Origin of the sequence: Haloarchaeobius amylolyticus (assembly GCF_042678045.1) — an archaeon.
GTDB lineage: Archaea > Halobacteriota > Halobacteria > Halobacteriales > Natrialbaceae > Natrinema > Natrinema amylolyticus_A.
Map to the genome: position 1 here is coordinate 315,441 of NZ_JBHUDI010000003.1, position 15,535 is coordinate 330,975.

General features: G+C 63.5%; 18 protein-coding genes and 1 pseudogene. 11 read left to right on the forward strand and 8 right to left on the reverse strand.

Features of this window, described 5'->3' with window-relative positions:
- The first annotated feature begins 249 nt into the window (after positions 1-249).
- The 5 genes from ACFR99_RS05350 (at position 250) to ACFR99_RS05370 (ending at position 4,831) form a co-directional block, all read left to right on the forward strand.
- Positions 250-1,500, forward strand: coding sequence for an MFS transporter (locus tag ACFR99_RS05350; RefSeq protein WP_390285075.1), 1,251 nt, complete (start codon positions 250-252; stop codon positions 1,498-1,500).
- 29 nt (positions 1,501-1,529) lie between these two features.
- Positions 1,530-1,961, forward strand: a complete 432-nt coding sequence (gene tsaA / locus ACFR99_RS05355; protein WP_390285077.1) for a tRNA (N6-threonylcarbamoyladenosine(37)-N6)-methyltransferase TrmO — start codon at positions 1,530-1,532, stop codon at positions 1,959-1,961.
- 798 nt (positions 1,962-2,759) lie between these two features.
- Positions 2,760-3,755: an ABC transporter ATP-binding protein gene (locus tag ACFR99_RS05360; RefSeq protein ID WP_390285399.1), complete on the forward strand. Its 996-nt coding sequence runs from the start codon at positions 2,760-2,762 to the stop codon at positions 3,753-3,755.
- Positions 3,755-4,564 carry an ABC transporter permease gene (locus ACFR99_RS05365; RefSeq protein ID WP_390285080.1) on the forward strand — a complete coding sequence of 270 codons (810 nt, stop codon included), beginning with the start codon at positions 3,755-3,757 and terminating at the stop codon, positions 4,562-4,564. The genes ACFR99_RS05360 and ACFR99_RS05365 overlap by 1 nt, the downstream gene beginning before the upstream one ends.
- Before the next feature lie 21 nt (positions 4,565-4,585).
- Positions 4,586-4,831 carry a DUF7861 family protein gene (locus ACFR99_RS05370; protein WP_390285082.1) on the forward strand — a complete coding sequence of 82 codons (246 nt, stop codon included), beginning with the start codon at positions 4,586-4,588 and terminating at the stop codon, positions 4,829-4,831.
- A gap of 6 nt (positions 4,832-4,837) precedes the next feature.
- On the opposite strand, the gene ACFR99_RS05375 is transcribed toward ACFR99_RS05370, so the two are convergent.
- Complete coding sequence (locus ACFR99_RS05375) at positions 4,838-5,959, reverse strand: TDT family transporter (protein ID WP_390285084.1); 1,122 nt, start codon at positions 5,957-5,959, stop codon at positions 4,838-4,840.
- A gap of 178 nt (positions 5,960-6,137) precedes the next feature.
- Between ACFR99_RS05375 and ACFR99_RS05380 the strand changes: the two genes are divergently transcribed.
- The gene (locus ACFR99_RS05380) at positions 6,138-6,530 is read left to right on the forward strand and encodes an OsmC family protein (RefSeq protein WP_390285086.1); all 393 of its coding nucleotides are present in this window, start codon (positions 6,138-6,140) and stop codon (positions 6,528-6,530) included.
- 49 nt (positions 6,531-6,579) lie between these two features.
- On the opposite strand, the gene ACFR99_RS05385 is transcribed toward ACFR99_RS05380, so the two are convergent.
- Genes ACFR99_RS05385 through ACFR99_RS05395 form a run of 3 tightly spaced genes read right to left on the reverse strand, consistent with a single transcriptional unit; the run spans position 6,580 to position 7,982 of the window.
- Positions 6,580-7,176: a uracil-DNA glycosylase gene (locus ACFR99_RS05385; protein WP_390285089.1), complete on the reverse strand. Its 597-nt coding sequence runs from the start codon at positions 7,174-7,176 to the stop codon at positions 6,580-6,582.
- 51 nt (positions 7,177-7,227) lie between these two features.
- Complete coding sequence (locus ACFR99_RS05390) at positions 7,228-7,803, reverse strand: endonuclease dU (RefSeq protein ID WP_390285092.1); 576 nt, start codon at positions 7,801-7,803, stop codon at positions 7,228-7,230.
- Positions 7,803-7,982, reverse strand: a complete 180-nt coding sequence (locus ACFR99_RS05395) for a DUF5786 family protein (protein ID WP_390285094.1) — start codon at positions 7,980-7,982, stop codon at positions 7,803-7,805. Before ACFR99_RS05395 ends, ACFR99_RS05390 begins: the two co-directional genes overlap by 1 nt.
- A 219-nt stretch (positions 7,983-8,201) precedes the next feature.
- On the opposite strand from ACFR99_RS05395, the gene ACFR99_RS05400 reads away from it, so the two are divergent.
- Positions 8,202-8,813 carry an MBL fold metallo-hydrolase gene (locus ACFR99_RS05400; protein WP_390285096.1) on the forward strand — a complete coding sequence of 204 codons (612 nt, stop codon included), beginning with the start codon at positions 8,202-8,204 and terminating at the stop codon, positions 8,811-8,813.
- Positions 8,814-8,923: 110 nt separating this feature from the next.
- Here ACFR99_RS05400 and ACFR99_RS05405 read toward each other — a convergent pair whose 3' ends face one another.
- Together ACFR99_RS05405 and ACFR99_RS05410 are read right to left on the reverse strand one after the other, a co-directional pair.
- Entirely contained in the window at positions 8,924-9,073 is a 150-nt protein-coding gene (locus ACFR99_RS05405) for a 50S ribosomal protein L40e (RefSeq protein WP_390285099.1), read from the reverse strand.
- A gap of 75 nt (positions 9,074-9,148) precedes the next feature.
- Positions 9,149-9,652 carry a DUF367 family protein gene (locus ACFR99_RS05410; RefSeq protein ID WP_390285102.1) on the reverse strand — a complete coding sequence of 168 codons (504 nt, stop codon included), beginning with the start codon at positions 9,650-9,652 and terminating at the stop codon, positions 9,149-9,151.
- Positions 9,653-9,737: 85 nt separating this feature from the next.
- Here ACFR99_RS05410 and ACFR99_RS05415 point away from each other — a divergent pair, with 85 nt between their 5' ends.
- Entirely contained in the window at positions 9,738-10,097 is a 360-nt protein-coding gene (locus tag ACFR99_RS05415) for a nuclear transport factor 2 family protein (protein ID WP_390285105.1), read from the forward strand.
- Here ACFR99_RS05415 and ACFR99_RS05420 read toward each other — a convergent pair whose 3' ends face one another.
- Entirely contained in the window at positions 10,098-11,240 is a 1,143-nt protein-coding gene (locus ACFR99_RS05420; RefSeq protein WP_390285107.1) for an MBL fold metallo-hydrolase, read from the reverse strand.
- A 115-nt stretch (positions 11,241-11,355) separates the two neighbouring features.
- Here ACFR99_RS05420 and ACFR99_RS05425 point away from each other — a divergent pair, with 115 nt between their 5' ends.
- Both ACFR99_RS05425 and ACFR99_RS05430 read left to right on the forward strand, forming a co-directional pair.
- Complete coding sequence (locus ACFR99_RS05425; protein ID WP_390285109.1) at positions 11,356-12,882, forward strand: stage II sporulation protein M; 1,527 nt, start codon at positions 11,356-11,358, stop codon at positions 12,880-12,882.
- 64 nt (positions 12,883-12,946) lie between these two features.
- Positions 12,947-13,120: pseudogene (locus tag ACFR99_RS05430) on the forward strand (RNA-guided endonuclease TnpB family protein); the annotation flags it as partial.
- A gap of 52 nt (positions 13,121-13,172) precedes the next feature.
- Here the strand turns inward: ACFR99_RS05430 and ACFR99_RS05435 are convergent.
- The gene (locus ACFR99_RS05435; protein WP_390285111.1) at positions 13,173-14,549 is read right to left on the reverse strand and encodes an MFS transporter; all 1,377 of its coding nucleotides are present in this window, start codon (positions 14,547-14,549) and stop codon (positions 13,173-13,175) included.
- 121 nt (positions 14,550-14,670) lie between these two features.
- Here ACFR99_RS05435 and ACFR99_RS05440 point away from each other — a divergent pair, with 121 nt between their 5' ends.
- Positions 14,671-15,360 carry a DUF502 domain-containing protein gene (locus ACFR99_RS05440; protein WP_390285113.1) on the forward strand — a complete coding sequence of 230 codons (690 nt, stop codon included), beginning with the start codon at positions 14,671-14,673 and terminating at the stop codon, positions 15,358-15,360.
- Positions 15,361-15,535: the final 175 nt, after the last annotated feature.

Sequence of the window (15,535 nt, forward strand, 5' to 3'; positions counted from 1 at the left end):
CGCACCTACTGAAGTATTGCCCACTATTGTAAATGCTAGAGGTAACCTGATGCGAAGGGATCGATGCTATCGTTGGCCACACAGTACCAGTACGTGTTCACTCACGGCACTCTCGAGTTCAGTAATTGCCGCAAGAAGCCATTCTGGTGCAGGAATCGACGACTTTCGGAGACAGCATCTGTCTCCGATACCGAAGGCGCTATTAACAATTGGGTGCCGAATAATAATTGCGTGACGAATACAAGACTAATGCGGCTTAGACACACGATACGAGACCTCTTTGACGCGCGTGGCGTCCCGGCAGCGGACCAGCGGCTCATTGGCTATACGACGGGTGCACACGCACTCGATCACCTCGTTATCCTCTCGATTCCGCTGTTTATCCCCATCTGGATCACCGAGTTTCAGGTGACGACGTACGAGCTGGGACTGCTCGTCACGCTCATGACTGGGCTGTACGGAGCCATGGCGCTTCCCTCTGGCATTCTCAGCGATCGATTCGGTGCGGACACGGTGATCACCGGCTTCTTGCTGTTGACCGGTGGGGTGTTCCTGACCGTTCCGTTCATCGATTCGTTTGCGGCGTTGGCAGTCGTGGTCGCGCTGGCAGGCGTCGGTGCCGGGTTCTACCATCCGCCGGCGCTCGCCTTCATCAGCCGCGAGGCGGAGGCACCGAGCAAGGGCTTTGCGTACCACGGCATCGGCGCGAACCTCGGAATCGGCATCGGACCCCTGCTCATCACCGCCGGACTCGCGGTCAGCGACTGGCGGACCGTGCTTGGACTGCTCGCGGTCCCACTGCTGGGGTTCGGCGTGCTCTTTGCGTTTCGCGGCCCCTCAGATTCGAACGATCACACGGCATCGGGGCACTCGATCGGCGACGTCCTTAGCCAGCTCCGTACGCTCATTACCCCCGTCTTCCTCGGGATCATCGCCGTCTACGTGTTCGCGGGGATCTATTACCGTGGCACGCTGACCTTCCTCCCGCAGTTCATCGACACGCTGTCGTCGCTGCCAAGTCTGGATCTCGCCGGGGCATCCGTCGGTGCCGGACAGTGGCTCTACTCGCTGATCCTGCTGACCGGCTCGGTCGGCCAGATCGTCGGCGGTCACCTCGGCGAACGGTTCGAAATCGAGCGCGTCCTACTCGGCGTCTTCGCCGCGACGAGTCTCGCCCTGCTCGCCCTCGGCGGGCTCTCCGGGACCGCCGTCATCGGGGTCGGACTCGTCTTCGGTGCCCTCCTCTTTACCCTCGCGCCGCTCCAATCATCACTCGTCGCGAAACACACCCCCGACGCGGGACAAGGCATCGGCTTCGGGCTCGTCTTTACAGTCAACTTCGGGATCGGCGCGCTCGGTGCCTCGCTGGCCGGCTGGGTCCTCTCGAGCAGTTCTTACTCGCTACTGTTCGGCGTGCTCGCAGTGTTCCCACTCGTCGCAGCCGCCGCGGTGCTTTCGGTTTCGAAGAGAGGCCATCCTCCTGAATCGCACGCACACTAACCCACTTCACTCACAGATACACGACATCCATGACCATCACGTTCACTCCAATCGGACACGTTCGCTCACCGTACGACTCCCCCACGGACGTCGACCACGACGCAGTCGACGAGACGACCGGCGAAATCGTCCTCGAGGACGACTACGAGGACGGCCTCGAGGGCATCGACGACTTCTCACACATCGTCGTCTTCGCCCACTTGGACGAGATCGACGACTACCGCTCGACCGCGCGACCGCCACACGCCGACGACCTCGAGGTCGGCACCTTCGCGACGCGGAGTCCCCACCGACCGAACCCGCTCGCCCAGACGACCGTCGAGTTGCTCGAGCGCGACGGGACGACGCTGCACGTCAAGGGACTCGACCTCGTCGATGGAACGCCCGTCATCGACGTGAAACCCTACGTCGGCTCGATCGACGACGAAGACGTGTCCTTCGGGTGGCTCGAGGACCTCTGAGACCGACCGAACCGAGAAACCAGAGCGTCGTTCAGCACGCGGCAGCGCGGAGCCTCCGTCCTCAAGCGCGAGCGAAGCGAGCGGGAGGGCGGAGAGGAAGCGCGTTCGCAGAGATTTAACAGCACCCACGACGTATCTCGTAGTACTGCCGTCCTCGCACACGTCGGGGTCGGGAGGTGCCACCAGTAAACTGGCACCCGTGGTGCGGGAGTACCGCATCCTGAACTCGGGAACGACGACCGCGAACGGGTTGAAGTCCCGTTCCCCGCTTGGGGAGAGAGCGCGAGGACACCGGGAATTAAATCGGCGGGACAATCCTCGCCGTCGGTCGAAGTGGGAGGTGTCAAAAACGCGCCCATGCCGACGGCAGGACGGGAAGAGGAAGCCGGATCGCGTCCTTGCATGGGGTCGCGGGGCACAATGTCGTTGCGGTAAAGCCCCGTCCTCAAGGAGTGACCGACCGCCGCAAGGCGGGAGGGAGCGAGTAGGGCGGGGTAGTTTACTTAGGAGAGATCTATGTCTCTTGGCGGGGAACGGAGGCCTGTCGTTGCCGACAGTACCCGTCCCAACGGGGCCGTTCGTACAGCAGCCACCCTAAACCCGTAGCGATTGCTGTCGGAGGCGTTGGCCTCGCACTTTTGTAGCTTGGGTACTTAAATAGCGCTCGTGACCGCGCGGGAAAACGAGCGGCAGCCAAACGGTGAGTCCGTCGATCACCGTCTCGGTGACCGATCGGCCGTGAGCGCTGCCGATCGACTGTCGCTCGACGAAGGGACCCGCAGCGAGGGAACCGATCCGCTGTCGGACCGCTCTTCCCGTGCTGACACACCCTTTACGGAGGACAGCGGCATCGCTGTTTCCGTTACTGGTCTGCGAAAGCGCTTCGGCGACGGACCGGAGTCCGTTATCGCCGTCGACGACGTTTCCTTCGACATCGAAACCGGCTCGATTGTCGGTCTGTTGGGACCGAACGGCGCCGGAAAAACGACGCTCATCAAGTCGATTCTGGGCATGGTGCTTCCGGACGAGGGGTCCGTTCGAATCGGCGGCGTCGATGTCTATGAACGCCCTCGAGACGCGTACGCGCACGTTGATGCGATGCTCGAGGGAGCCCGGAACGACTACTGGCGGTTGACCGTCAGGGAGAACCTCCGGTACTTCGCGACGATCAGCGGCGTCGACCCGGATTCGGTTCGCGAGCGCCACGAGCGGCTTCTGACACAGTTGGGACTTGCGGAGAAAGCAGACGTTCCCGTTCGTGAGTTGTCGCGAGGGATGAAACAAAAAGTCTCGTTGGCCAGCGTCCTCGCTGGCGGTGCCGAGGTTGTGTTCCTCGACGAGCCGACCCTTGGACTGGATATCGAGAGTTCGCGAACGCTCCAGCGGGAACTGCGACGCCTCGTCGAGGAAGAAGCACTCACCGTCGTGCTCAGCAGCCACGACATGGACGTCGTCGAGACGGTGTGTGACCGCGTCCTCATTATGTCCACCGGCGAGATCATCGCGGACAACACCGTCGACGCGCTGCTGTCAGGCACCGATTTGCACTCCATCGAGATTACGAGTCGGGATCTCGATTCGGCCATCGTCTCGAGCCTCGAGGAGCGCTTCGAGACGATCGGCGTCGAACCGCGCGAGCGAGGGCACCGGATCACCGTGACGACGGACAGCGATGGGCTGTACGCGCTGTTGGCCCAGCTCCGCGCCGAAGACGTCTCCCTCGAGCGCGTCCGGACGATCGAACCGGATCTCGAGGACGTCTTCGTCGACTTGACGGCCGGGAGGGACCGATAATGGCCAGCCAGCAGGGAACGGATGAAACGCCGCAGCCGGCCGGTTACTATCACCTCGCGCGGGCAGTACTCTACCGCGAGTTTCTGATCTTCGTCCGCTATCCCGCCAACGCGATCGGCGGCATCGTCATCTCGGTGTTCTTCTTTGGCGTCCTCTTCTATGGCGGACAGATGATCGCCGGACAATCGTTGACCGATTCGATCGAGGGGATCATCGTCGGCTACTTCCTGTGGACGCTGTCGGTGGGCGCGTACTCCTCGATCTCGAACGACATCGCGAGCGAGGTCCAGTGGGGAACCCTCGAGCGCCACGTGATGACGCCGTTCGGGTTCGCACCTGTGGCGCTGTTGAAAGGCGTCGCGAAGATCGTCCGGACGTTCATTATTTCAACGGTCATTCTGGTCGTGATGATTCTTCTCACCGGCACGACGCTCCAACTGAACCTGCTCACGATTGTCGTCGTCGCGACGCTCAGCATCGTCTCGGTGCTCGGACTCGGACTCGCAGCCGGTGGGGTGACGGTGCTCTACAAACAGATCGGCAACTGGCTGAACCTCCTCCAGTTCGGGTTCATCGTTCTCATTTCCGCTCCCGCGTTCGACCTCGGGTGGATGCAGGTGCTCCCGCTTGCCCACGGCAGCGCCCTCCTTCAGCGAGCGATGGTCGACGGTATCCGTCTCTGGGAGTTCACAGCGTTCGATCTCGCGTTGTTGTTCGTCACTGCGGCCGGCTATCTGGCGCTTGGGTATGTCGTCTTCCAGTATGCGACCCGCCGGGCGCGACGCCTCGGTGTGCTTGGCGACTACTGATCGTCACCCGTCCGTACGACCATGACTCACGACCGAATCCACGCCCGGAAACCGACACACGACCTCGAGCGCTGGTCCGTCGGCACGATCGAGTCGATTACCGACCGGGACGGCCACTGCGTCTTCGAGGTCCGAACCGCCGCCGGCGAGACGATCGAACTCGTCGTCACGACTGCTATCCGGGAGCTGGTGTTGCGACGGCTCGACCTCGCGGACGACGAGTCACCGATCGGGTCCCACGTCTGGTATCGACAACACGGCGGCTGACAGGTGTCAATCGGCCGTGAACGCACGGCCACGGGCGACGAGCCGCCAGGTCTGTCCGGCAGTAATCGTCCAGATGACCAGCAGCAGCGCCGTCACCCCGATCAGGACGTGACCGAAGACGGCGACGCCGAGGAAGGTCGCGAGCACGTCGGCCGAGACGGCGAACGCACCGATCGGGAAGGTGTAGGCCCACCACGTGAAGAAGAACGGGTGCGTCCGACGCGTAACGTAGTAGCCGACGAGCGCGCCCGTCAGGACGAACCACCAGGCCGAAAAGCCCCACAGCAACAGCGCCAGCAGCTTCAGCAGCGGCACCAGCGGTGCGACCGCGATGTCGAAGCCGACGCCGGCCTGTAACGCGTGGGTGAGTCGCGCGAGATCGATGACGAGGACGGACGTCGGGGCGAGTCCGATAGCGAACGTCGGGGCGAGTTTCTCGTGGGGCAGCGTCTCGTAGGCATACCGGTAGAGGACGATCGAGCCGAAAAACAGGAACAGGAAAGTCCCCACGCCGAGGGCGACCACCGAGACGGTGAAAATCGCCTGCCCGGCGAGCGTACCGGCGTAGTACTCACTGGCGAGCAGGAAGCCAAGCAGCGGAATCACGAGGTGGGACACCGGTGGGATGTACCACGCGAAGACGCCGTCGTCGGGACCGATCCGGTCATTGGTGAACATGAGCGTGACCAACAGCAGGCCAAACCCGAAGATGCCGGCGCTTCCGGAGACAAACAGAGCTGTCAGTAGCGATCGCAGCGTCGCCGCTGGCACGGCGTTCCCCATCGTCTGAGCGATGCCGACGCCGAGCACGATCAACGTGATCGGCATCGTCGGGAAGAACTGGCTCCGGATCGGGTGGGTCAGGTCGGCCCACACCCGATCGGGATAGAAAACGAGCCGCAAGCACCACGGAATCAGGTAGGCGACCGTCGCGACCGCTGTCAGGCCGACGAACACGACGGCGAGCGTCGCGACGGGAGCGAGATCGGTCCGTGCTGCAACCAGCGCTAGCGCGATACCAAGCACGCCCGTCCCCATCGTCGACCCGAACCACTGTGGCCCGAAGAATTCGACCATGGTCGAGATCCGTGACCACGTGTCGTCTGTGGTCCGTTCTACATTACTCATACACACCTAATATAGTAGTCAGTAGGCACAACCACATTTGAAGGTATCGACTACCGCCTGCAGCGTCTTCCCAGATTCCTCAGCTCTCCACCCCACATATGCAGTGTGTTCTAATTTACACCTCGCCAGGCGATTCACAAGGCATTTATCTATATGGTGAATATCGCACAATATAGAGATGGACGACGTTTCCCTGACAACGATCAATGACGATGGATTCGACACACGGAGTCTCATCGGCGACTTCGAACTCGAGATCGACCCCATGGAAAAGACGGGGCCGAACCCGAACGCGGTACTCGTCGCCGACTACGCGTCGTGTTTCCTGCCTGCCGTCCGCCTCGGCGCACGGAAGGCCGGCGTGGGCGATCTCGGCCGTATGGAGATCGACGCGACGGCGACGCTCGACGACGAGGACGACCTGGAGTCGATCGCGTTCACGCTGCGCGTCGAAGCTGACGTCGACGACCCCGACGAATTAGTCGCCCGGGGCGAAGAGCTCTGTCACGTCCACGCGGCGCTTCGCGAAGAACTTCACGCCGACGTCACCGTCGAAACCGACGCGTTCTAGGTTCCCGGTCGGAGCTTTGTCACCGCACCTCGAGTGAGATCAGTGCGGTTCAAAAGCCATCGAGTCGCGTTTGACCACTCTCGCTGTCGGCGACACCCGCGAGTTCTGCCGCCCGCTGGAGTGCGTTCTCGAACGTCTCCTCCTGACTGCGGTCGTACAGCGTCGCTGCTGGGTGGACACAGAGCAGCACTCGTCGCGGCGTGTCGCCGATTCGGACCTCCTCGAGCGAGCCGGCCTCCTTGGTGACTGCGACCGACCGCTCTAGCAGGTGTTCGCTCGGCACTTTCCCCAGCGTGACGATCACCTCGGGATCGAGCCGGTCGATCTCGCGCTCGAGATAGCCCCGGCAGTGCTCGAGTTCCTCGGTCGTCGGATCCCGATTCTCGGGCGGCCGACAGCGCACACAGTTGGTGATCCGGACGTCGGCGCGTGCGAGGCCGACGGTTCGGAGGCCGTCGTCGAGGACGGAGCCGCTGCGGCCGACGAACGGCTCACCCTGCTGGTCTTCATTGGCTCCAGGTCCTTCGCCGACGAACAGGAGGTCAGCGTCCTCGGGACCGACACCGTTGACGATCTGACTCCGTGACTCGACTAACGCTGGACAGCGCGTACACTCCGTGACACGGAGGTCTTCCATCTCGCCCATACTGATGGCTCAGGCGGTCGCCTCCTACGTCTTTCGGGACGCACGTGCCAGTCACTCCGAATGCGCACCCGAACGAGCGTACGAATCAGCCGCGCGAGCCGCCAGCCGTGCGACGCGGATCGGCTCCGGACGGCCACCCGCGGGCGTAAAGGCCCGGACGATCTCGGCTGCCTCGTCGGACTCGAGGCCGACGGCTCTGACGTACACAGTGTCGCTGTCGAGCGACAGTTCCCGTCGCTCGGGCAGTGCCCGGTAAGTCTCGAGACGTGCCTCGAGTTCGGGGCCGGAAAACGCCTCACGGAGGCCGGCCGCGAGTCCGTCGCTTGCCTCGAAGGTGACGGCGATCACTGGTCGTTCGGCTGTCTCGTGAATCCGTGACAGGTCGAGAAGGTTGTACCACGCGGGGGCGACAGCGCCAAGCAGGACGTACCGTATGTCCGGTCGCTCGAGGTCGTCTAGCAGCCCGAGAACGGCATCGGTTGCGTCGGTGCCACCGATACGGCAGGAACTGTACGCGAGTCCGTCACAGACGCGATCGGCACGAACGACGGCACCGGCGAGCGTGCTTCGGCCCCGATCGCCGCGGTACGATTCGGCGATGCCCAGCGCCCGCACCCCGGATTTCATCAGGTGTCGTCTTCGTCTTTGATTTCTTTGAGACGGTCGAGTAATTCGTCGCTTGACGCGCCGTTTTCGAACTCGATGGTTCCGTCGTGACTGTTCGCTCCCGACTTGACTGCGTCATCGTCGTCAAAATCAGCGTCTACCTCCTGCTGCTCGGATTCGTCGTAGCTCCCGAATCCCATACAGTGTCCACTATGCGATTCGGGTTGAAAAATTCAGTGGTCACTGGTTTATTAGGGGTCTCCAAGTCCACGGGACCGTCCGGAGGCGGCCCAATGCCACCCGTCCCGACATCGAATATAAGAACTTCGTCATATGAGGGGCTGATCGAGGAGCCGCCGGACGACACGGATCGATCATCGATGATACCGTTTTTGCCCCCGGCCGTCGACGACCCGTGTATGGAAATTCACCACGTCACCGAGGACGCGGAGACGTTCACCTGCAACGCCTACCTGGCCGTCGGCGACCGGCCCACGCTGGTCGACGCCAGTGCGATGGAGGGCGTCGTCGACGAGATTCGTGAACACACCGACGAGCTCGAGGCCGTCGTCATGACCCACCAGCACGGCGACCACGTCGCTCAACTCGAGGCTGTCGTGGAGGCCTTCGACCCCGACGTGTACGCCTATGCCGACCACCCAACGCGCACCCACGCGATCGATGACGGCGACACGGTCGCAATCGGCGACGAGGAGTTCGAGGTCGTCTACACGCCGGGCCACGCCGACGACCACGTTTCCTTCGTCTCAGAGTCGTCGCTGTTCTCCGGCGACGTGGTCGTCCACGACGACGGCGCGTTCGACTACGGGAGCTTCGGCCGCACCGACATGGCCGGCCAGTCCCGCGAGCGGCTGATTCAGAGTATCCAGGACCTCCTCGAGCGCATGCCGGACGGTGTCGAGCACATGTACGCGGGCCACGGCGGCGTCTTCCACGGCGACGTACGTGACGTGGTGGAGACAGCACTCGAGCGGGCCGAAAAGCGAGAGCCGAAGTATCCCGACGAGTAACCGCGAGCGGTTTTAACGAGGGTTCGAGAACTGTCCGGAAAGCTAACGCTGTGCGTACCGGGTGCTGTAGCTCTGGCCGAGTAGGACAGTTGGGAAAACTGCTCGCTCGATTATGCCGCGCGCGCTTCCTTCGCCTTGGGGCGAAGCTTCTTGTAGCCGCACTTGCGGCAGCGCTTGGCGTCCTTGGCGTTGCGAGCGTTACAGCGCATGCAGATCATCTTCTCGAGCATCCGTTTCTCGGCGGCGTCGAAACTGGCCATACCCGGCCTTTGCTCGTGGTGCATTTAATCGCTGTGATTACCGTTCCGAACCGGATTCGACTGACAACCGATGTATCACTCCTCGTCGGCCAGATAATCGTCCTGCACCGCGACGACCTCGCTCGAGTCTGTACACTCGCTATACCGGCGCAGCGGTTCCTCGTTGAGCGTCAGGAAGGTCTCGCCCCATCGGAACGGCTCGAGCAAATCCTCAGCGAGGTCCCATTCGCCGAGGATACAGGCCGCGCCGGCGAGAGCTTCGACGGTCGTCAACTGGAACGGACGGCCGTAGTTGATCGGATTGGCGGCGACGAGAAAGGGAAGTGCCCGGTGGACGCCGCGCATCTTGAACGACGCGGCTTCGGCGGACTCCCACGAACAGTCGAGGGCGACCAGCGTCCCCAGTCCGTCGTCGGCGTCGGCCGGTGACAGCGCCTGCTCGGCGTGGGGATTGAGCACGATCCCGTAGGGAACCTGCCCCATCGACCGATAGAGGGTCGCCTTGTCGAACTTCTCGAGGCGACGCGCGGTGCACTTGTCGGGGTCGTCGTCGCCCTCGTAGTAGACGTGACACTCCACGCGAGGGGATAGGAACGGCCGCGAGAAAAGCACACGGTTCGGGACCGGGTCGTACGCTTTTGTCGGTGGCGACGAATGCGGTGATATGGATACGGAGTCGGACGGGACGGACGCCGCGACGGACGACGGCCGCGCTCTCGTCCGTCGGTACTACGACGCGCTCGACGAGCACGACTATGCTGCGCTCGAGGCGGTGCTCTTACCGACGTTCTCACAGCGCCGTCCCGACCGCACGTTCGAGGACCGCGACGCGTTCGTTGCGTTCATGCGCGACGGGCGGCCGAATCCGGACACCAGCCACGATGTCGAGTCGATGGTCGTCGGGGACGACCGCGTCGCGGTCCGCGGCCGCGTGACCAGTGACGGAACGACGCTGTTCGAGTTTGCGGACTTCTTCGAACTCGAAGACGGACGGATCAGTCGGCTCGAGACGTACTCGCGGTGATCAGGCCGAACAGTTGTTCGGTCCGAGCTCGAGTTCGACCCGGTCTTCCGGCGGGATATCAGCCACGCCACGGTTGTACTCGATGATCTCCTCGTAGTTCGACGGCTTCTCGCCGGCGTCGGCCATCCGCTCGACGAACGCGTCTTCGTCGAGTCCGAGCAGGTCGATGCCCGTTCGCGCGTCGCGGATCGTCGTCCGGATCGGCTCGCCGGGTGCGCCGTGTTCGAACTCGCCGTCCGCGGTGACCGTCACGTGTCCCGGGAGGACGACGAGACGCTCGGGTTCGGTCAGGATCGTCCGGTGGAGCGTCTCGTAGAGCATGCGTGCACCTTTCTCTCCTTCGTCCTCGCTGAACTCGAGTTCCGTCCGGCCGGTCGAGTCGACGTGCAGCGTGTCGGCGGTCAGCAGCGCCGCGTCGTCGACCAGCAGGGAAATCATCTCGCTGGTATGGCCTGGCGTGTAGATGGCTTTGAGCTCGCGCTCGCCGACGGTGAGCACCTCGTTGCGCTCGAGCGGAGTGTACTCGCGTTCGATGTCGCGCTCGCTGGCGTCCTCGCCGAGGTAGTAGGGCACACCGATATCGTCGGCCAACTCGCGACCGCCGGAGATGTGGTCGGCGTGGACGTGCGTGTCGATCACGCCCGTGATCGAGAGATCGGCCTCCTCGGCGGCGCCCGTGTACTCGTCGGTGTCCGCGGTCGGGTCGACGATGACGGCCTCGCCCGTCTCGGCACAGCCGACGACGTAGCCAAGACAGCCTTTCGCGCGTCGCTGGAGTTGGACGATCGTCAGCCCCTCGCCGGCGTCGATCTCGACGCGGTCGTAGACACCGCTCCATCCCTCCATACCGCCGTCGACGGCCGCAACGTCGAACTCGTCGGTCGCCGAGTCGAGGCGCGTCGCCAGATTGCTCGAGGAGATCCCCTTCGCGCAGACGGCGATCACCCTGTCGGCGTCGCCGACGACGTCTCGTAATTCGTCGATTTGGCCGTCGAGTTCCTCCTCGGGGCCGAAGGGGAAGTTGATTGCACCTGAAATGTGCCAGGCCTCGTAGCTGTCTTCTGGGCGGGTATCGACGAGAACGTACTCCGCGTCCTCGTCTTGTAGTTCTGCGAGTCGTTCGGGCGAAATTGTGTTAACCATACACGATCGTACCCCTTCGAGCGACGTAAACGCCGAGGCGTCAGGTGCCGGGATCGCACCCGCGAGACGGGCGACGGAAGCCGTCGTTTAACTGATATGGTATCCAAGAACCGGTATGGCCCTGTCAGATTTCGTCGCCGCTGTCGTCGCCGTCCTCCGTCGTCGCCCGTCGGATCTCCTGCCCCTGTACCTCCTCGGTATCGCGATCCCTGCGATCGTCCGCGCCGTCCCGTTTCTCGCACTCGGCGTCGCCTACCTGCAGCTCGCGGCGACCGGTCGGCTCGAGACGATCCATACCCACCTGGCCGACATCGAATCGCCACCGGACCCCAACGCCGAGCCCGAGGCGTTCGAGGCGTGGGCCAGCGGCCTCGAGCCGATCCTCGACCAGCTCGTGACGCCACCGTTGCTCGCCCTCGCTGGCGTCTCGGTCGTCGTGAGTGTCTTGCTGTTTGCGGTGCTGTCGGCCACTGTCGCCGCGGGCCAGCTCTCGGCCTGTTACGGTCGGCTCCGTGGGACTCGCGGGCTCCACACCGGGATCGACGGCGCGTTCCGCTTCTGGCTCCGATTTCTCGGGCTGTTCATCCTCGAGTTGGTGTGCTGGGCGGTCATCCTCGGGACCGTCGGCATCGCCACGGCGCTGTTCGCCGGCGGCATCTCGTTTGCGGCCGGTTCGGGGGCCGTCGCGATCCCCGTCGTTCTGCTGGGCGCGTTCGTCGCGTTCCTCGGTCTGCTCGTCGTTCGTGCCCTCTTCGCGCTCGCGCCGGTCGCGATCGTCGTCGACGACGCGGGCGTGTTTGCCTCGCTGCGGAACGTTCTCGGGTTCGTTCGCTCGCAGCCGGTCGAAGCGGCGTTTTATTACGTGATCGCGATCGGCGTGCTCGTCGGTCTCTCGACTGTCACGGGACTGTTCTCGCTCGTCGATGTCGTCACCGTCGGCTCGCTGCTCTCCGCGCTGGTCGTCATGCCGGCGCTGGACCTGCTGAAGACCGCCATCTACTGTGGCTATCGTGGACGACTACGCCCACCGGAGCCACCGACGCGATCGCTTCGCGACGGAGTCCGGGCCGGCCTCCGTCGTGGCTGGCAAGAACTGATCGCGTTCGTCCGGGCGCACCCGGGAACCCACGTGTTCGCCGCTGGCCTCGGCCTCTTCGGGTTCTGGATGGGGTGGATTGCCGCCGATCCCTTCGTCGGCACGTTCGAAGCGTCGATCGCGGCCCGTCTCGAGGGGGAGTTCCCGCCGACGATGGCGGCGAACCTGTTTGGCAACAACTGGCTGGTCGCGCTCACGACGGCATACGCCGGGGCTGCGTTCGCTATTCCGGCGGTCGTTTCGTTGCTGTTCAACGGCGTCAGTCTCGGCGTCTTCGCCCGGTTTGAAGTCGATCCGCTCGAACTCGCCGCGTTCGTCCTCCCACACGGCATCCTCGAGATCCCGGCGATCCTGATCGCAGGCGCACTCGGCATCTCAGTCGGCGTCACCGCCTGGCGGACGTGGCAGGGCCGTGTCGAGCGGCCCGAACTCGCAGACGCGCTCGAGCGGGCGTTCTGGGTGCTGGTCGGCGTCGGTATCTTGCTCGCGGTCGCTGCCGTCCTCGAGGGCTTTGTCAGTCCGTACTACTACCGGCTGTTCCTCTAGTGGGGACTACCTGTGACAGCGAGAGAGTCCCCGCCCTTCCCGTGAGGCGAGAGTGTTCCGACACTCGTTCCTAGAGGGGCAGACGAGCAACACAGTCAGGCCGATGGCACGGCCCGTGCGGTTCCAGTGGGACGACCACGACTGGTCGGAGTCACCACGCTCTCACCGTCTCAACGAACAGCGCACAGATCCGAGTACCGTCCAGCGTCACGGGAATGTTGCCTCCGGGGAGACGTAGACCGGCTGAGACTTCCACGGAGGAAACCGCGTCGTTTACGGCGCGGAGGATGTCATCGATAGGCTTCGAACTCCTCGCCGAACAGGAGGAAATACGCAGTGCCGACGAGGCCGATTCCCGTCGCTATCGTGAAGGCGGCGACCGGATCGCCGTCGAACACCTGCGTGCCGGTTAGCGGGTTCGAGACACCGTCCCAGAGCAGGCCACCGAGCGCAGCGCTCGGGATGACGACCACGTTCCGCAGAAGGTAGTACGCGCCAGTCACCCGGCCGCCGGTACCCTGTTCGGCGGGGCCAACGATCAGCGCCTTGTGGGCTGGCAAGCCTGCGAACCGAAGCCCCGAGAAGGCAAAGAGGACCGCGAGGACGGCCGGATCGGCGGGCGCGTTGATCAACAGGATCGGAAAGACCGCATAGACCACGAACCCGAGCGCGACGACCGGCTTCAGCCCGATGCGTTCGGCGGCCTTCGCGACCGGAATCATCGTCAGCAGAGCGACCACCATCTCGAGCCCGAGTAGAAGTCCGAAGTATGACTGCGGCGAGAGCTCGATCGCGCCGACGATCGGCAGGGAGACGGCGAGCCCGACCTCGAGAAACCGGGTGACGACGATCACGAAGAAGACGTAGACCATCCCGTTGGCGAAGCGAACCAGCGTATCGCCGATCAGCAGGGGTCGGAGTTCAGCGGGCATCGCACGGAGGTCGGCCAGCAACTGGGAGACGCCCTCGAACTCCGTGCCGATATCGTCCGCGTCGGGCCTGTAGCGGACGTGCTGGACGACGGTCCCGACGACGCCGAAGACGACGGACACCAGCAGGATCAGCTGAAAGGCGGTGACGATCTCCCCGTCGCTCGAGCCGAACGGATAGAACAGCGCGGCGGCGACCAGCGGCCCGACGAGAAAGGCGCTTCGACGGAACGTCTCGGTGCTCGCGAAGCCAGCAGCCAGCTGTGAGGGTGGAACCGCCTGCTTGACGATGGCGAACGTCGCCCCGAGCCCGAACGATTTCCAGGCCTGTGCCAGCAGCAAGCCGAGAAAGATCGCGACGATCGCAAGCGAGGTCGGGCCAACGGTCACGTCCGCGAGCGCGGGCGCAACGAGCCAGATCCCGAACCCGAGCGTCGAGCAGAGCCCGAACGCTGTCAGGGCGTACCGCGATCCGATCCGATCCGAGATTGCCCCACCCGGATAGGGATAGATGGCACTGATGACGTTCCCGACCGTGCCGAAGAGGCCGACGACGAACACGGAGGCTCCAAGCGCCGACATGTACTCGGCCATGTACCGGTTCGTCATCTGGAAGCCGAGACTAAAGGCGAACATCGCCAGCGAGAGGACGAGCACGTCCCGCTCGAGCGCGAAAAACTGCCGAAACGCGTCCAGTGGATTAGCCTGCCCGTCTGCGGGCTCCTGCTCGAGGCTCATAGCCGCTGCTTTGCAGTCCAGCGGCTTGAAACGTCTCCGTCAAGCGGGCTCGTTCGTCGATGCCAACGGCGGAATACGAGAAAGGGAAGGGCTCATTAGCAAGTAGTGTGAGTTTCAGCACATGGCATCGTGGAAACGGGACTTCGCCAGCGGGCTCGTCGTCCTCGGTCCCATTCTCGTCACGCTCTACGCTATCTATTGGCTCTACGGACTTGTCGCCGGTCTGACTCCCGGGCTGATTCTCAGCGCTGACGCGCTCGAGCCGCTCATTTCGGGCACGAGCGCACAGGCCGAGCAAACACGCGAGCAGGTGGCCCAGTTCCTCCGCGTGATCGTCGCGCTGACCGTGTTCGTCATTCTGACGTTTTCGGTCGGCTACCTCATGCGGACGACCGTCGGCGGGCTAGTCGAACGGCTCGTCGACAATATTGCGAACCGGGTGCCCGTGATCCGGGTCGTTTACAACGCCTCGAAGATGGCCGCCGAGACGGCCTTCGGCGAGCAGGAATCCCTCCAGAAGCCAGTCAAGATCGAAACCTGGGAGGGGCTTCGGATGACCGCGTTCAAAACCGGCAAGATGACCAACGACGGTCGCGAAGTCCTGTTTCTGCCGACCTCTCCAAACATTACGACGGGCTACGTCGTCGAAGTCGAACCGGACGAGATTACGGAACTCGACGAGGACGTCGAGGACGCGCTGACGCGCGTGTTGAGCGCTGGATTCGGTGACGCGAACCACCGCGGCATGGACGCCGGCATCTCGATCGACGTCATCGACGAAGCGAAAACGGGCAAGAGCGATGATGACTAACGACCTTTTGCACTGTCGTTCGAAAGACACTTTGTGTCTTTCGTGATGACGAAACGCCGGAGGCGTTTCGAACCACAGTCTATCGCGTTGACGGCAGCAGAGCTGCCGCACAGCGCGATGTCCCTCGGCAAAATATCGAGAGAGCGAAGCTCTCTCGGACCTCGCGGGAGCTTCG

What these genes read in the sequence shown, in the direction of transcription:
- ACFR99_RS05365 (WP_390285080.1), top strand. Translation starts at nt 3,755, where the DNA reads ATGGCCAGCCAGCAGGGAACGGATGAAACGCCGCAGCCGGCCGGTTAC.
- ACFR99_RS05440 (WP_390285113.1), top strand. Translation starts at nt 14,671, where the DNA reads ATGGCATCGTGGAAACGGGACTTCGCCAGCGGGCTCGTCGTCCTCGGT.
- ACFR99_RS05435 (WP_390285111.1), bottom strand. Translation starts at nt 14,549, where the DNA reads ATGAGCCTCGAGCAGGAGCCCGCAGACGGGCAGGCTAATCCACTGGAC.
- ACFR99_RS05415 (WP_390285105.1), top strand. Translation starts at nt 9,738, where the DNA reads ATGGATACGGAGTCGGACGGGACGGACGCCGCGACGGACGACGGCCGC.
- ACFR99_RS05400 (WP_390285096.1), top strand. Translation starts at nt 8,202, where the DNA reads ATGGAAATTCACCACGTCACCGAGGACGCGGAGACGTTCACCTGCAAC.
- ACFR99_RS05380 (WP_390285086.1), top strand. Translation starts at nt 6,138, where the DNA reads ATGGACGACGTTTCCCTGACAACGATCAATGACGATGGATTCGACACA.
- ACFR99_RS05390 (WP_390285092.1), bottom strand. Translation starts at nt 7,803, where the DNA reads ATGAAATCCGGGGTGCGGGCGCTGGGCATCGCCGAATCGTACCGCGGC.
- ACFR99_RS05405 (WP_390285099.1), bottom strand. Translation starts at nt 9,073, where the DNA reads ATGGCCAGTTTCGACGCCGCCGAGAAACGGATGCTCGAGAAGATGATC.
- ACFR99_RS05375 (WP_390285084.1), bottom strand. Translation starts at nt 5,959, where the DNA reads ATGAGTAATGTAGAACGGACCACAGACGACACGTGGTCACGGATCTCG.
- tsaA (WP_390285077.1), top strand. Translation starts at nt 1,530, where the DNA reads ATGACCATCACGTTCACTCCAATCGGACACGTTCGCTCACCGTACGAC.
- ACFR99_RS05385 (WP_390285089.1), bottom strand. Translation starts at nt 7,176, where the DNA reads ATGGGCGAGATGGAAGACCTCCGTGTCACGGAGTGTACGCGCTGTCCA.
- ACFR99_RS05350 (WP_390285075.1), top strand. Translation starts at nt 250, where the DNA reads ATGCGGCTTAGACACACGATACGAGACCTCTTTGACGCGCGTGGCGTC.
- ACFR99_RS05395 (WP_390285094.1), bottom strand. Translation starts at nt 7,982, where the DNA reads ATGGGATTCGGGAGCTACGACGAATCCGAGCAGCAGGAGGTAGACGCT.
- ACFR99_RS05425 (WP_390285109.1), top strand. Translation starts at nt 11,356, where the DNA reads ATGGCCCTGTCAGATTTCGTCGCCGCTGTCGTCGCCGTCCTCCGTCGT.
- ACFR99_RS05420 (WP_390285107.1), bottom strand. Translation starts at nt 11,240, where the DNA reads ATGGTTAACACAATTTCGCCCGAACGACTCGCAGAACTACAAGACGAG.
- ACFR99_RS05370 (WP_390285082.1), top strand. Translation starts at nt 4,586, where the DNA reads ATGACTCACGACCGAATCCACGCCCGGAAACCGACACACGACCTCGAG.